This window comes from Streptomyces sp. NPDC037290, from assembly GCF_055603245.1.
In genome coordinates this window covers 71,204-85,141 of the sequence record NZ_JBVJVZ010000014.1, presented here as the reverse complement: position 1 = coordinate 85,141, position 13,938 = coordinate 71,204, and the positions used below count along the sequence as shown (strand labels likewise).

General features: G+C 70.6%; 17 protein-coding genes and 1 pseudogene. 11 read left to right on the top strand and 7 right to left on the bottom strand.

The annotated features are described in order from the left end of the window. Window positions 1–23 precede the first annotated feature (23 nt). Complete coding sequence (locus ACZ7HQ_RS34105) at window positions 24–761, bottom strand: Clp protease N-terminal domain-containing protein (RefSeq protein ID WP_470998533.1); 738 nt, start codon at window positions 759–761, stop codon at window positions 24–26. Between the two features lie 235 nt (window positions 762–996). Between ACZ7HQ_RS34105 and ACZ7HQ_RS34100 the strand changes: the two genes are divergently transcribed. Further along, complete coding sequence (locus tag ACZ7HQ_RS34100; protein ID WP_470998707.1) at window positions 997–2,106, top strand: DUF2786 domain-containing protein; 1,110 nt, start codon at window positions 997–999, stop codon at window positions 2,104–2,106. Window positions 2,107–2,149: 43 nt separating this feature from the next. Here the strand turns inward: ACZ7HQ_RS34100 and ACZ7HQ_RS34095 are convergent, their stop codons facing one another. Together ACZ7HQ_RS34095 and ACZ7HQ_RS34090 are read right to left on the bottom strand one after the other, a co-directional pair. Further along, the gene (locus ACZ7HQ_RS34095; protein WP_470998530.1) at window positions 2,150–2,665 is read right to left on the bottom strand and encodes a DUF4232 domain-containing protein; all 516 of its coding nucleotides are present in this window, start codon (window positions 2,663–2,665) and stop codon (window positions 2,150–2,152) included. 112 nt (window positions 2,666–2,777) lie between these two features. Next, complete coding sequence (locus tag ACZ7HQ_RS34090; RefSeq protein ID WP_470998527.1) at window positions 2,778–3,236, bottom strand: hypothetical protein; 459 nt, start codon at window positions 3,234–3,236, stop codon at window positions 2,778–2,780. Window positions 3,237–3,594: 358 nt separating this feature from the next. Here ACZ7HQ_RS34090 and ACZ7HQ_RS34085 point away from each other — a divergent pair. From ACZ7HQ_RS34085 to ACZ7HQ_RS34065, 5 genes and pseudogenes are all read left to right on the top strand, one after another. Continuing rightward, window positions 3,595–3,717: pseudogene (locus tag ACZ7HQ_RS34085) on the top strand (VOC family protein); the annotation flags it as partial. 58 nt (window positions 3,718–3,775) lie between these two features. Next, window positions 3,776–3,970, top strand: a complete 195-nt coding sequence (locus ACZ7HQ_RS34080; protein ID WP_470998704.1) for a VOC family protein — start codon at window positions 3,776–3,778, stop codon at window positions 3,968–3,970. Window positions 3,971–3,977: 7 nt separating this feature from the next. Then, on the top strand, window positions 3,978–4,325 hold the full coding sequence (locus tag ACZ7HQ_RS34075) for an ArsR/SmtB family transcription factor (protein ID WP_470998524.1): 348 nt from the start codon (window positions 3,978–3,980) through the stop codon (window positions 4,323–4,325). Further along, entirely contained in the window at window positions 4,322–4,795 is a 474-nt protein-coding gene (locus ACZ7HQ_RS34070) for an SRPBCC family protein (RefSeq protein ID WP_470998521.1), read from the top strand. The genes ACZ7HQ_RS34075 and ACZ7HQ_RS34070 overlap by 4 nt, the downstream gene beginning before the upstream one ends. Window positions 4,796–4,938: 143 nt before the next feature. Next, complete coding sequence (locus ACZ7HQ_RS34065; RefSeq protein WP_470998518.1) at window positions 4,939–5,208, top strand: DUF397 domain-containing protein; 270 nt, start codon at window positions 4,939–4,941, stop codon at window positions 5,206–5,208. 89 nt (window positions 5,209–5,297) lie between these two features. On the opposite strand, the gene ACZ7HQ_RS34060 is transcribed toward ACZ7HQ_RS34065, so the two are convergent. Further along, entirely contained in the window at window positions 5,298–5,771 is a 474-nt protein-coding gene (locus ACZ7HQ_RS34060) for an ATP-binding protein (protein WP_470998515.1), read from the bottom strand. Between the two features lie 365 nt (window positions 5,772–6,136). Between ACZ7HQ_RS34060 and ACZ7HQ_RS34055 the strand changes: the two genes are divergently transcribed. From ACZ7HQ_RS34055 to ACZ7HQ_RS34040, 4 genes are all read left to right on the top strand, one after another. Next, window positions 6,137–6,961: a helix-turn-helix domain-containing protein gene (locus tag ACZ7HQ_RS34055; RefSeq protein ID WP_470998702.1), complete on the top strand. Its 825-nt coding sequence runs from the start codon at window positions 6,137–6,139 to the stop codon at window positions 6,959–6,961. A gap of 69 nt (window positions 6,962–7,030) precedes the next feature. After that, complete coding sequence (locus tag ACZ7HQ_RS34050; protein WP_470998513.1) at window positions 7,031–8,491, top strand: aldehyde dehydrogenase family protein; 1,461 nt, start codon at window positions 7,031–7,033, stop codon at window positions 8,489–8,491. Window positions 8,492–8,599: 108 nt separating this feature from the next. Further along, a complete protein-coding gene (locus tag ACZ7HQ_RS34045) occupies window positions 8,600–9,157 on the top strand; it encodes a DinB family protein (RefSeq protein WP_470998510.1) in 558 nt (185 codons plus the stop codon). Between the two features lie 24 nt (window positions 9,158–9,181). After that, window positions 9,182–9,823: a PadR family transcriptional regulator gene (locus ACZ7HQ_RS34040; RefSeq protein WP_470998508.1), complete on the top strand. Its 642-nt coding sequence runs from the start codon at window positions 9,182–9,184 to the stop codon at window positions 9,821–9,823. A gap of 39 nt (window positions 9,824–9,862) precedes the next feature. Here ACZ7HQ_RS34040 and ACZ7HQ_RS34035 read toward each other — a convergent pair whose 3' ends face one another. Beyond that, window positions 9,863–11,272, bottom strand: coding sequence for a glutamate decarboxylase (locus ACZ7HQ_RS34035; protein WP_470998504.1), 1,410 nt, complete (start codon window positions 11,270–11,272; stop codon window positions 9,863–9,865). A gap of 25 nt (window positions 11,273–11,297) precedes the next feature. Continuing rightward, a complete protein-coding gene (locus ACZ7HQ_RS34030) occupies window positions 11,298–12,587 on the bottom strand; it encodes an ion channel protein (protein ID WP_470998501.1) in 1,290 nt (429 codons plus the stop codon). A gap of 114 nt (window positions 12,588–12,701) precedes the next feature. Here ACZ7HQ_RS34030 and ACZ7HQ_RS34025 point away from each other — a divergent pair, with 114 nt between their 5' ends. Continuing rightward, window positions 12,702–13,463: a MerR family transcriptional regulator gene (locus tag ACZ7HQ_RS34025; RefSeq protein WP_470998498.1), complete on the top strand. Its 762-nt coding sequence runs from the start codon at window positions 12,702–12,704 to the stop codon at window positions 13,461–13,463. 28 nt (window positions 13,464–13,491) lie between these two features. Here the strand turns inward: ACZ7HQ_RS34025 and ACZ7HQ_RS34020 are convergent, their stop codons facing one another. Next, complete coding sequence (locus tag ACZ7HQ_RS34020; RefSeq protein WP_470998495.1) at window positions 13,492–13,857, bottom strand: YbjQ family protein; 366 nt, start codon at window positions 13,855–13,857, stop codon at window positions 13,492–13,494. Window positions 13,858–13,938 lie beyond the last annotated feature (81 nt).

Genomic DNA, 13,938 nt, shown 5'->3' with positions numbered 1-13,938 from the left:
TTCAGTCCTCGTTCGGTCCTCGTTCAGTCCGCGTCGGGCTCCTGGCGCTGCTCCAGCAGCAGTGCCAGCACCCTGCCGAGGTACTGCTCGGTCGCCGCCTTGGTGATCCCGAGGCCGCTGAGGACGCCCCGGCCGTTCTCGTGCTCCAGGAGCGCGAGCAGGATGTGCTCGGTGCCGATGTAGTTGTGGCCGAGCCGGAGGGCCTCGCGGAAGGTGAGTTCCAGGACCTTCTTGGCGTCGGGGCCGTAGGGGACGAGGTCGGGGACCTCCTCCGCGGCGGCCGGGAGCGCGGCGGCCGCGGCCTGGCGTACGGCGTCCAGGAGGACGCCCTGCTCGGTGATCGCCTTCGCGCCCAGCCCTTCCGGCTCGACCAGCAGGCCGAGGACCAGGTGCTCGGGGCGGCCCTCGGGGCTGCGGGCGGTCAGTGCCTCGTTGTGCGCGGCCATGACCACGTTTCGCGCGCGCGTGGTGAAGCGGCTGAAGTCGGCCGCACCGAGCTCGGCGGACTCCTTCGACACGAACCGCTTCTGCGCCGCCTGCCGGGTCACGCCCATGCTCTTGCCGATCTCGGTCCAGGAGGCGCCCGAGCGCCGGGCCTGGTCGACGAAGTGGCCGATGAGATGGTCGGCCACGTCATCGAGGTGGTCGGCGGCGATCACCGCGTCCTGGAGCTGTTCGAGGGGCTCGGAGTGGGCCTTCTTGATGGCCTCGATGAGGTCGTCGAGGCGGAAGGATGCCGTGATGTTCGGATTGGTCGCCATGTGTCAACCGTAGGTTGCCCCCCAAGGGCTGTCAACCTACGGTTGACAGTCTTGCCTTTCCTTCGTGGTCGCCCTCCCCGCTCCCGCCCGCCTCGGCGACTACCTTGGCCGGGGCCGCCCGCACTCCCTCACACCCGTCGGCCTCGACCCCCTCGCGCCATCGCGCCGCCGCTCCATCCACAGCCTGTGGACAACGCTCGGCCCGGTGTCGGTGGGGCATGGCACGATCGACGATGTGACCAGCACTGCCAGCACAGTCGAGCAGGCCTTCCGGGCCGCCCTCTACGACGACACCGAAACCGGCCTCGACACCGGTGCCTCCCTGCTTGCCGCCGACTCCGCCGTGGACGCCGAACTCGCGCGCCGCGGCGAGGAGTTCATGGCGACGGCCTGGCAGCGCGGCTGGCAGCCCGCCGACGTCGTACGACTGGTGCGGCGCGAGCTGGAGGACACCCATGTGCGCCGGGCCGCCGTGCTGATCCGCGCGCAGGCCGGGCGGGACCGCCCACGCGGACGCCGCTGGACCGCCCAGCTCGCGGACCTGCCCGAGGAGCCGGTCCGCGATGCCGACCGCTTCACGCAGGCCACGACCGCACTGGAGCTGTATCGCCTGCTGCTGCGCCTGCCCGCCCTGGAGCCCCTGGAGGAAGAGCCCCGCCGCGCCCCCGGCCCGGCCGCCTCCCGCATGCTCACCCGCATCCGCGCGCTGCTCGCCAAGGCCGAGGCGACCGGGTATCCGCAGGAGGCGGAAGCGCTCAGCGCCAAGGCGCAGGAGCTGATGGCGAGACACAGCGTCGACGAGGCGCTGCTCGCCGCCGGGGCGCCCGCGCCGGACGCGCCCGGAGCCTGCCGGATCGGTGTCGAGCCACCGTACGAACAGGCCAAGGCGGTCCTGCTCGACGCCGTGGCCGGCGCGAACAACTGCCGCGCGGTGTGGAACGAACCGCTCGGCTTCTCCACGGTCGTCGGCTTCGAGGCGGACCTGGAGGCGGTCGAGCTGCTCTACACCTCGCTGCTGGTGCAGGCCACGCACGCGATGACCAAGGCGGAGGCCGCGCAGAGAGCCGGCGGCCGCAAGCGGACCAAGACCTTCCGGCAGTCGTTCCTGGCCGCCTACGCCCACCGCGTGGGCGACCGGCTCGCGGCCGCCGCCGAGACCCACGTCACCCAGGAGCTGCTGCCGGTCCTCGCCGGCCGGGGGCTGGCCGTCACCGACCGGCTGGAGCGCATGTTCCCCGAGACCACCACGACCCGGCTGCGCGGAGTGAGCGACGCGGCCGGTTGGACAGAGGGCGCGCGGGCGGCGGACCGAGCCCAGGTGAGGCACCGCCCCCGGCTGGAGTGACCCGCCTCCGGCTGCCGGAGGATCCTCTCCTGCCGAAGGACCCTCAGTCGCCGACCTGCTGGAAGGCGCTCACGGACGCGTCCGGGCCGCTGCCGCCGGTCTGGACCGCGACGGGGCCGTACGACCAGGGGAAGCTCCGCGCGGTGGGGGAGCCCGGCAGGCTGATCGTCACGGTCTTCGCGTCGATGCCGGTCTTGTCGCCCGTCCCGCCGCGCACATAGCTGATGGTGAAGGACGCCGAGTCGCCCTTGGCGAGCTTGAGCTTCTGGGCCTGCGCGCCCTTGAGCGCCGGCACCTTGCTCTTCGCGCTGCCGGCGTTCAGGACGACGCCCGGGAACTGGTCCAGCGTGCAGGGCTTGCTCTGGTTGGTGATGCTCACGGGAATCTCGCCCGTGTCGCCGGTCTTCGGTGCGACGCTCGCCGACCCGATCTGTACGGAGACCCCGCCGATCTCGCAGGCCGAGCTGTTCTTGCTCTCGCCCTTGCCCCCGCCGCCACCGCAGGCGGTGAGCAGCAGGGCGGCGGCGAAGGCCGTGACGGTGAGCGGAATGGCGCGCATGAGCAGGTCCCATCGAGGTCGTGACGGTGCCCCTGCATCATGTCGCCTGCGCGTCGCACCCGCTCGCGCACCCCTGCGGAATCACCACTTCAGGTGGCGCGCCCCGCCGACGTCACTGCTTCACCCGGGTCGGCGATGCCGAGGGCAGCTTGCCGCCCGCCGCCTTGGTGTACGTCTCCTGGCCGGTCTTGCCCGACCAGTTCACCGTCATGCCCTTGCCGTCCACCGACTCGACCATGCCGGTGACCCGCTCCTTGTTGCCGTCGGGACAGGTCAGATGGATCATCTGCATCCCGGACTCCTCGCCTGCGGCGCCGCGGCACCACGCCTTGCGGCCGGTCACGAACAGCCCGGCCTTCTTCCCGGTGATCACCAGCGCGACGATCTTGCCGCCGCTCGTGGTGATCCAGCTGCCCTGGAGCTTGCCGTCGGCTCCGGTCACGGCCGAGGGGCCGGCGCTGGTGGTGGGTGCCGCCGTCGCGCTCGGCGTCGCCGAGGGGGTGGTCTTGCCGCCGCCGCCCCCGCTGCAGGCGGTCAGCGCGGCGAGCGCGCCCACCAGCCCCGCGGCCACGGTCGCGGTTCGTGCCCTTGCAGTCGCACTCCTTGCAGTCGCAGAAGTCACCGGAAAGCTCCCAAGCAGTAGCGGCCGGCCGTCCTCGGCGTGGGCGGCCCGCAGCAAGCTATCAGCCGTGAGCAGGAGGACTTCCGGGCGCCGGGCAGGAATCCGTTGTGAGCCTGGTCGCGCAGGTCCAGCCCAAACAGGCCGAAGGCGCGTACGTCGCGGTCCTGCTCTTCTTCGCCAGCGGACAGCGCACTCCCAGGTCTCGGTCCCCCTCGCTGACCCTCGCCGTGCTCCAGCGGGCGACCCCTATAGGTAGGCAATCCCCTACGGTTGACGCGTAGGGGATTGCCTACCTATCCTTCCGGGCATGACCATCACCCACGCCTCGTTCGTCACGCTTCCGGTCTCCGACCAGGACCGTGCCCTGCGCTTCTACCGGGACGTCCTCGGTCTCGCCGTCACCGCCGACCGGGACACGCCCCAGGGCCCGCTGGCTCCAGGTGGCCCCCGAGGGCGCCCAGACCGTCTTCACGCTCTCCGGATCCGGCATGGGCGGTTTCACGCCCGGCTCCGCACGGGGGATCATGTTGGTCACGACCGACGTCGACGCGGACTGCGCCCGGCTCGCCGCGGCCGGGACCCCCGTACAGGGGCCGGACGAACTCCCGTGGGGGCGCATGGCCTCGTTCACGGATCCCGACGGCAACGGTCTGATGCTGCTGACGGAGAAGGAAGGCTTCTGAGCGCTCCATGAACGGGACGGGTACCGCCGCCGAGGATCGCGTCTTCGGCGCGCTCGCCAACGCCACCCGCCGCGAGGTGCTGCGGCTGCTGCGCGAGCGCGGGCCGCAGCCCGTGCAAGCCCTGGCCGACCACTTCGACATGCGCCGCCCGAGCCTCTCGGAACACCTCAGGGTGCTCAGGGAGGCCGGCCTCGTCTCCGAACAGCGCTCCGGACGGCAGCGCATCTACCGCCTCGAGGCCGCCCCGCTCGCCGACGTGCAGGACTGGCTCCACCCGTACGAGCGGTTCTGGCGCGAGCGGCTGAAGGGCCTCGGCGATCTCCTCGACAGCATGCCCGACGATCACCACTCATGAGCACCGCACCCGGCCCCGACGCGGACGACCTGACCACCATCCGCGTCGACCAGTTCTTCCCGCATCCGCCCGCCAAGGTCTGGCGCGCCCTGACCGACCCCGAACTGCTCGCCCGCTGGCAGATGCCCGGCGCCGAGGGCTTCCGGCTGGAGGTCGGCCACCGGTACCGGATGACCTCCGTCCCGCGTCCGGCCTCCCGCTTCTCCGGGGTGGTGGAGGTGCGGGTCCTGGCCTACGACATCGAGCGGATGCTGTCCGTCCGCTGGGCCGACGCCGATCCGGCCAATCCCGCGGACTGGACCATCACCTGGACCCTGGAACACGAAGGGCGCGGTACGCGTCTCTTCTTGGTGCACGAGGGCTTCGATCCGGACGACCCGGCCCAGTTGATGGCACGGAAGATCATGTACGGGGGATGGCGTGGGCATGTCCTGCCTGCTCTGGGGCAGGCGCTGGAGCAGCTTCGGTAAAGCGGACGTCAAACCAGTAACCATGGGAACACCCCGCGTGCACGTGCATTTGCTCATGCATCTGCACGTGAACAAGGTTATGATCCGGGTCAGTTGACCACAGCATCTATGGCGCCAGCCAGTGCACCACCGGGGAGCGACCTGTGGACCGCGACGTTGACGGCGTGTACGGGGGGTACGACGTGTACAACGGCATTGCTGCCGCGCAGCTGGTCGGAGTGGCCTGGCAGAAGAGCAGGCACAGCAATTCGCAGGGTTCCTGTGTGGAGTTCGCGCGGCTGCCGGGCGGCGAGGTCGCCGTACGCAACTCGCGTTTCCCCGACGGCCCGGCGCTCGTCTACACGCGCGCGGAGATCGAGGCCATGCTGCTCGGCATCAAGGACGGCGAGTTCGACCACCTGATCGTGAGCTGACACCCGGGGCCGGACCTCGGGCGCGCCGATGGCAACGATGTCGGGGTGTACGCGCGTAGAAATCGTGCGTCCGTCGGTCCGGTGCCGCGTCAGCCGGCCGGCCGGAGGCGGAACAGCGCCCAGACGACCTTGCCGTGCAGGGTGCCGGCGAGGGGGTGCCAGCCCCAGCTGTCGGAGAAGGAGTCGACCAGGAACAGCCCGCGCCCGGACTCGGCCGAGAAGTCGTCCGAGTCGCGCGGGGCGGGTGTCTCGTGACTCGGGTCGCGCACCGCGCACACCAGCCGCTCGCTCCAGCGCATCAGGTGCAGCCGTACGGACGGCGTCTGTTCGGTGCATGCCACGTCAGGTGCCAGGCCGTGACGCAGGGCGTTGGTGACGAGTTCGGAGACGACGAGACATATGTCGTCGAAGCGGTCGCCGACGTCCCACTGGTCGAGCGTGGCGCGGGTGAAGCGCCGGGCCTCGCGGACCGCCTCGTACCGGGCGGGCAGGGCGCAGGAGGCGGCATCGGAGACGGCTGCGGGATCCAGCGGCGGAAGGCCCTGCCGTAACGGCTTGAGCATGGTCGATCCATTCGTCCCCATGCGAGGCACTCCCGGGAGTTCGCGGTCGTTGCGATGCAGCGGTGGCGCGGCACCCATGGTTTCGGATGCGCACAGCAGATGCAAGGGCAGATGCACGTGCACGCGACCGAAATAGCCCTTCCCGTACCGCTTCTTGGCCATTTTTTCCGCCATCTTCTCGACGGTTGTCGCCAGTGGTCCTGACCTCTTCCCGAAACGGGCAGGCAGAAACGGCCCGCCTCTTTCCGTTTCCGTAACCGGACGAGTACTGCTCGAAGTGTTTTAGTGGCAGACTGCGGGCCCTGAAGACGGTTGGGGAGGCGGCGAACGTGAGCGCGGGAGAGCCCGGATCGGTGGTGCGGCGGATGCTGCTCGGCTCGCAACTCAGGCGACTGCGTGAAGCTCGGGGGATCACGCGTGAGGCGGCGGGGTACTCCATCCGCGCCTCCGAGTCGAAGATCAGCCGGATGGAGCTGGGCCGGGTGAGCTTCAAGACCAGGGACGTGGAAGACCTGCTGACGCTGTACGGCATCACGGACGAGGTGGAGCGCGAGTCGCTGCTCTCCCTCGCCCGCGAGGCCAACGTGGCCGGCTGGTGGCACAGTTACACCGACGTCCTGCCCAGCTGGTTCCCCACCTATGTGGGCCTGGAGGGCGCCGCGTCCCTCATCCGCGTCTACGAGGTGCAGTTCGTCCACGGCCTGCTGCAGACCGAGGAGTACGCCCGCGCGGTGGTCCGGCGCGGTATGAAGGGGGCGAGCGCCGCCGACGTGGAGCGGCGGGTCGCGCTGCGCCTGGAACGGCAGAAGTACCTGTTCTCCGCCAACGCCCCCGAGTTCCACATCGTCCTCGACGAGGCCGCCCTGCGCCGCCCCTACGGCGACCGCGAGGTCATGCGCGGCCAGCTGCAGCACCTCATTCACATCTCCGAGCGGCCCAACGTACGGCTGCAGGTCATGCCGTTCGGCTTCGGCGGGCACTCCGGCGAGAGCGGCGCCTTCACCCTTCTCAGCTTCCCCGACGCGGACCTGTCCGACGTGGTTTACCTGGAGCAGCTGACCAGCGCCCTCTACCTGGACAAGCGCGAGGACGTCGCCCAGTACGAGCAGGCGCTCAAGGAGCTGCAGCAGGACAGCCCGGGACCTGACGAGAGCCGGGATCTCCTCCGGGGCCTCCTCCAACTCTCTTGACACGTAAGTACGATGACATGCGATCAGACCTTGACCAGGATCTGCGTCCGCTAGTGATTGAGGGATCACATGTCGTCCTACTTCAGCGACCTGGCCCAGCAGTACATCGACGGTGAATGGCGCCCGGGCACCGGTTCCTGGGACGTGATCGACTTCAACCCGTACGACGACGACAAGCTGGCCGCGATCACGGTGGCCACGGTCGACGAGGTGGACCAGGCCTACCGGGCGGCCGCCCGTGCCCAGAAGCAGTGGGCCGCGACCAACCCCTACGCCCGCCGCGGGGTCCTCGAGCGGGCGCTCAGGCTGATAGAGGACCGCGAGCAGGAGATAGCCGACCTGATCATCGCGGAACTGGGCGGCACGCGCGTGAAGGCCGGTTTCGAGCTGCACCTCGCCAAGGAGTTCCTGCGCGAGTCGATCCACCTGGCGCTGCGCCCCGAGGGCAGGATCCTGCCCTCCCCGGCCGACGGCAAGGAGAACCGCGTCTACCGGGTGCCGGTCGGCGTCGTGGGTGTGATCAGCCCGTTCAACTTCCCCTTCCTGCTGTCGCTGAAGTCGGTCGCCCCCGCGCTCGCGCTCGGCAACGGCGTGGTCCTCAAGCCGCACCAGAACACGCCGATCGCCGGCGGCACCCTGATCGCGAAGATCTTCGAGGAGGCCGGGCTGCCCGGCGGCCTGCTCAACGTCGTCGTCACCGACATCGCCGAGATCGGCGACGCGTTCATCGAGCACCCGGTCCCGAAGGTCATCTCCTTCACCGGCTCCGACAAGGTCGGCCGGCACGTGGCCACCGTCTGCGCCGCGAACTTCAAGCGCTCGGTGCTCGAACTGGGCGGCAACAGCGCGCTGGTGGTCCTGGACGACGCCGACGTCGACTACGCGGTGGACGCGGCGGTCTTCAGCCGGTTCGTCCACCAGGGCCAGGTCTGCATGGCCGCCAACCGGGTCCTGGTGGACGCCTCCGTCGCCGAGGAGTTCACCGAGAAGTTCGTCGCCAAGGTGAGGACGCTCAAGGTCGGCGACCCGCGGGACCCGCAGACCGTCATCGGCCCGGTGATCAACTCCCAGCAGGCGAACGCCATTTCGGGCACCGTCGAGCAGGCCGTCGCCGAGGGTGCCACCGCCCTCCTCCGGGGCGGCACCTCCGGCAACCTGGTCGAGCCCAGCGTGCTCACCGACGTACCCGCCGACTCCGCGCTGCTCCAGCAGGAGGTGTTCGGGCCGGTCGTCTTCCTCATCCCCTTCGACGGCGAGGAGGAGGCGCTCCGCATCGTCAACGACACCCCGTACGGCCTCAGCGGCGCCGTCCACACCGGTGACATCGAGCGCGGTGTCGCCTTCGCCAAGCAGATCGACACCGGCATGTTCCACGTGAACGACGGCACGGTCCACGACGAGCCCATCGTGCCGTTCGGCGGCGAGAAGCACTCCGGGCTCGGCCGCCTGAACGGCGAGACGACGCTGGAGGCGTTCACCACCGTCAAGTGGATCTCGGTGCAGCACGGCCGCAGCGCGTTCCCGTTCTGACGAATTCCCGCCACGACGGACCCTTGCGGACAGCACCTGACCGCAAGGGTCCGTAACGTCATCGGTGTCAGGGCGAGAGCCCGGGTGAACCGATGAAAGGCGGCTGTCATGGTCAAGCACGTGCCCGCGGAGGCGATGGGCGACGAGCGGGGAGCGCTGCTGGCGTTCCTCGACGAACAGCGCGGCGGGATCCGCCGGGCCCTGCTCGGCCTGACCGAGGAACAGGCCCGCACCCGGCCCAGCGCCAGCCAGCTGTCCCTGGGCGGTCTGCTCAAGCACGTCGCCGAGGTCGAGCAGGGCTGGGTCGCCCGGGCCAAGCAGGAGCCGCCGGCGGTCCGCCGTGACGAGTCGAACTGGGCCGAGTGCTTCCAGCTGACCGAGGACGAGACGGTCGCCGGACAGCTGGCGTACTGGGAGGAGGTCGCCGCCGACACGGAGAAGTTCATCCGCTCGGCGCCCAGCCTGGACGACACCTTCCCGCTGCCGCCCGACCCCTGGTTCCCGCCGCAGTCCCGGGTCTCGCTGCGCTGGCTGTGCCTGCAGCTGATCCGCGAGACGGCCCGGCACGCCGGCCACGCCGACATCATCCGCGAGTCCCTGGACGGGAAGACGGCCTTCGAGCTGGTGGCCCAGGAGGCCCAGGACCAGGGCGACTCCTGGGGGTGATCGCCGGGTCCTAACCTGGACCCCATGTCAGCGATCCGACTTCTCGTGCTGGGCGCGGTCCGCCAGCACGGGCGGGCCCACGGCTACCAGGTGCGCAACGACCTGGAGTACTGGGGCGCGCACGAGTGGTCTCACGCCAAGCCGGGCTCGATCTACCACGCCCTGAAGCAGATGGCCAAGCAAGGGCTGCTGCACGCGCACGAGATCGCGCCGTCCACGGCGGGCGGCCCGCCGCGCACCGAGTACGAACTCACGGCCAGGGGCACCGAGGAGTACTTCGCCCTGCTGCGGGACGCGCTGGTCACCTACGACCAGCGCGGCGACGTGAAGACGGCGGCCATCGGCTTCATGGTCGACCTGCCGAGGGCCGAGGCGGTGGCGCTGCTGAAGGAGCGCACGCGCCGGATCGAGGGCTGGCGCTCCTCGGTTACCGAGCACTACGTGCCCAAGGAGGGACCGGCGCAGCTCGGCCATATCGGGGAGATCATGAACATGTGGGTCCACACGGCCGACTCCGAGGCCGCCTGGACGCAGGGCCTCATCGAGCGCGTCGAGAACGGCGCCTACGTCTTCGCCGGTGAGGGCGAACCGTTCGTCGGCGTGCTCGCCGAGGACGAGGAGAACCCGTACGGGACGGGGGAGCGGCACCCCGGGGACGACCGCTGAGCGCCGCCCGCGCCTTTGGCATGATCCGCCGGACAGGCCCTAGTGATGGAAGCCGGTGGCCGCCTGCTTGTCCCGGGTGAGCGGGTGCGGCTGCCGGCGCAGTTCGGGCAGCAGGCGGGTCAGGTCGTCCAGGAACAGGTCGGCCAGATCGTGCGAGAAGCCGTTGCGGCACACGACCCGTAGCACGGAGAGGTCATCGCGGTGCGGCGGGAAGGTGTACGCGGGCACCAGCCAGCCGCCCTCGCGCAGCCGCCGGGAGACGTCGAAGACGTCGTATGCCGTGACGTCGTCGGCCGTGGTCAGCGCGAACACCGGCAGCTCGGCGCCGTGCGTGAGCAGCCGGAAGTCGCCGAGCGCCGCGATCTTCCCGGCGAGCGAGGTCGCCACGTCCCGCGTCGACTGCTGCACCGCGCGGTAGCCCTCGCGGCCGAGGCGCAGGAAGGTGTAGTACTGCGCCACCACCTGGGCGCCGGGCCGGGAGAAGTTGAGCGCGAAGGTCGGCATGTCCCCGCCCAGGTAGTTGACCCGGAAGACCAGTTCCTCGGGCAGCGCCTCCCTGTCCCGCCACAGGGCCCAGCCGACCCCTGGATACACCAGCCCGTACTTGTGTCCCGAGGCGTTGATCGAGGCCACGCGCGGCAGCCGGAAGTCCCACACCAGATCGGGGTCCAGGAAGGGCGCCACCATGCCGCCGGACGCGCCGTCCACATGGACCGGGACGTCGAAGCCCGTCCGTTCCTGCAGGGCGTCCAGGGCCGCGCACAGCTCGGCGATCGGCTCGTAGGAGCCGTCGAACGTCGAGCCGAGGATGCCGACCACCCCGATGGTGTTCTCGTCGCACAGCTCGGCGGCGGCCTGCGGGTCCAGATGGAACCGGTCGCCCTCCATGGGCACCTGCCGGGCCTCCACCTCCCAGAAGTTGCAGAACTTCTCCCAGCAGACCTGGACGTTGACGCCCATGACCAGGTTGGGCCGTGCGCCGCCCGGGTAGCGGCCGTCGTTGCGCCGCGTCCAGCGGCGCTTCAGCGCCATCCCGGCGAGCATGCACGCCTCGCTCGACCCGGTCGTGGAACAGCCCACCGCCGCCGCCGGGTCCGGTGCGTTCCACAGGTCGGCGAGCATCGCCACACAACGCCGCTCCAGCTCGGCCGTGCGCGGGTACTCGTCCTTGTCGATCATGTTCTTGTCCCGGCACTCGGCCATCAGCACTCCGGCCTGTGGCTCCATCCACGTGGTGACGAACGTGGCCAGGTTCAGCCGGGAGTTGCCGTCCAGCATCAGCTCGTCGTGCACCAGCTGGTACGCCGTGCTCGGGTCCAGTGGCGCGTCCGGGAGCCGGTGCGTGGGCGGGGCCTCGGTCATGCCGCCGACGGGATTGGCCTCGCCGAAGAACGGGTTGACGGACATCGTCCGCTCTTCGTGCTTCTCGGTGCCTTTGTGCAGGGCCATGAACGTGCCTCCAGGGAAGGTTCTTTCAGCGGACCGGGCTGCCGTCCTCGCGCAACTGCATCTGCGGGCGCCCCGTCACCAGCAGCCAGGCCGGCAGCGAGGCGATGCACAACAGGGCGATGATCGCGGGCGAGGCCACCAGGACGGCGGCGGTGAACAGGCTCACCCAGCCCTGCCGGGTGACGGCCAGGAGCATGCCCAGGACGGCCGTCGCGACGCCCACCGCCGGGTGGACGGCCGGAACGAGTGCGTGGGCGCACAGGCCGAGGGCGGTGCCGACGAAGACGGCCGGGAAGATGCGGCCGCCCCGGAAGCCGCAGGACGCGGCGACCAGCAGCGCGGCCAGTTTCACCACCGCCATCACCGCGAACCGGCCCGCCGACCAGCCCCCCGGGTCGCGGGACAGCTCCCCGACCTCCGACAGCCCCTTGAACAGGGTCAGACGGCCGCCCAGCACCCCCAGGGCGGCCAGTACGAGGCCGCCGGCCGGAAGCATCAGCATCGGGTGCCGCAGCCGCCGGAAAACCGCGTGGACGTACGGGAAGGCGTAGACGGCGCACATGCCGAGCAGCGCGGCCGCAGAGGCGGTCACGAGGGCCGCGAGCACGTCCTTCCCGTCCGGGTGACCCATGGGCGGGAGCCCGAGGTCGAAGGTCGGATGCGCCACCAGGGTGGTCGTGACGGCCCCGCACGCGCCGGCGGTCAGCGGCGCGAACAGGTTGTCCCACAGCCGGCCGCGCATCGGGCGCCCGGCCAGGCCCTCCGAGATGACCAGCGCCGCCGCCACCGGTGTGCCGAACAGCGAGCCGATCGTCGCGGACTCGGCCAGCACCGGCCACAGGGCGCCCGGCGTCCGGGGCATCAGGCGTGCGCCGAGCCAGGCCGCGAGGCCCACGTTCACCGCGATGACCGGGTTCTCCGGGCCGAGGCTCGGGCCGCCGGCCAGCATCAGCCCGGTCGCCAGCACCAGGCCGGGCAGCACGACCGGCGCCATGACCGGGGCGTTCAGGCTGAGCGTCGCCGGATCGGGACCGGCGTGGCCGGGCACCTTCCAGACCACCAGCCCGACGGCGATCCCGGTCGCCACGAGCATGACGAACATCCACGTCACCGAGTAACGGCCCACCCCGAGCGCGTCCGGCAGCGGCCCCCACAGCAGGTGCTGGAGCTTCTCCGCCGCCGCGCTGACCCCGACGAAGACCAGGCTCGCGGCCACCCCTACGACGGCGGCGGGGAGGATGGAGGGCAGCAGGGCCCGTGCCGGGGCCGAGGGAGCGGTCAAGGGCGCCTGCGGCGCGCCGGTTTCCTGGGCCACGGGCTCACCATAAGCGGACAAAATGCGCACAACATCCCGAACGGCAACCGGCTTGCACCTCACGCGGCGTGAGGCCCCAGTGTGGACGGCGTACCGACGACAAGGAGCGGAAAAGTGAGCTACTCCGTGGGACAGGTCGCGGGGTTCGCCGGGGTCACGGTGCGCACCCTGCACCACTACGACGAGATCGGCCTGCTCGTCCCCAGCGAGCGCACGTACGCCGGCCACCGGCGCTACAGCGACGCCGACCTCGACCGGCTCCAGCAGATCCTGTTCTACCGGGAGCTCGGCTTCCCGCTCGAGGAGGTCGCGGCCCTGCTCGACGACCCGGACGTGGACCCGCGCGCCCACCTGCGCCGCCAGCACGAACTGCTGACCGCCCGGATCGAGAAGCTGCAGAAGATGGCCGCGGCCGTGGAGCACGCCATGGAGGCACGCAAGATGGGCATCAACCTCACGCCCGAGGAGCGGTTCGAGGTGTTCGGGGACGAGGACCCGGCCAAGTACGCCGACGAGGTGGAGCAGCGCTGGGGCGACACGGAGGCGTACGCCGAGTCGCAGCGCCGCGCCGCCACCTACACCAAGGAGGACTGGAAGCGCATCCAGGCCGAGGTCGACGACTGGGGCGAGCGGTACGCCGCCCTGGTGGCCGCGGGCGAGGAGCCGACCGGCCAGCCGGCGATGGACATGGCCGAGGAGCACCGGCAGCACATCAGCAGGTACTACTTCGAGGTGCCGTACGAGATGCACCGGTGCTTCGGGGAGATGTACGTCTCCGACGAGCGCTTCAAGGCGTTCTACGACGCCATGCGCCCCGGCCTCGCCGAGCACCTGCGCGCGGCGATCCTCGCCAACGCCGACCGGCACACCTCCTGACCGGTCCCGGCCCGGGTGTGCACGCGGATCACTCCCGGGCCAGGACCACCGCCGTGCCGTAGGCGCACACCTCGGTGCCGGTGTCCGCGGCCTCGGTCACGTCGAACCGGAACGCGAGCACCGCGTTGGCACCACGCGCGCGTGCCTGTTCCACGAGACGTTCCATGGCCTGGTTGCGGGTCTGCACGAGGGTCTTGGTGAGCCCCTTCAGCTCGCCGCCGATCATGGACTTCAGGCCGGCGCCGATCTGGCTGCCGAGGTGCCGGGAGCGCACGGTGAGTCCGAAGACCTCACCGATCACCTGCTCCACGCGGTGCACGGGCACGTCGTTCGTCGTGACGACCAGCACGTCCGGCTGGGGCCCCTGGCCGCCGCCGTAGTCATCGAGTCCCATGAGTCACAGCTTTCTCCCGGTGGGCCCACAGTGCATCCTGGGGACACCGGTGGAACCTGGGGTGGTCACATCACGTTGATA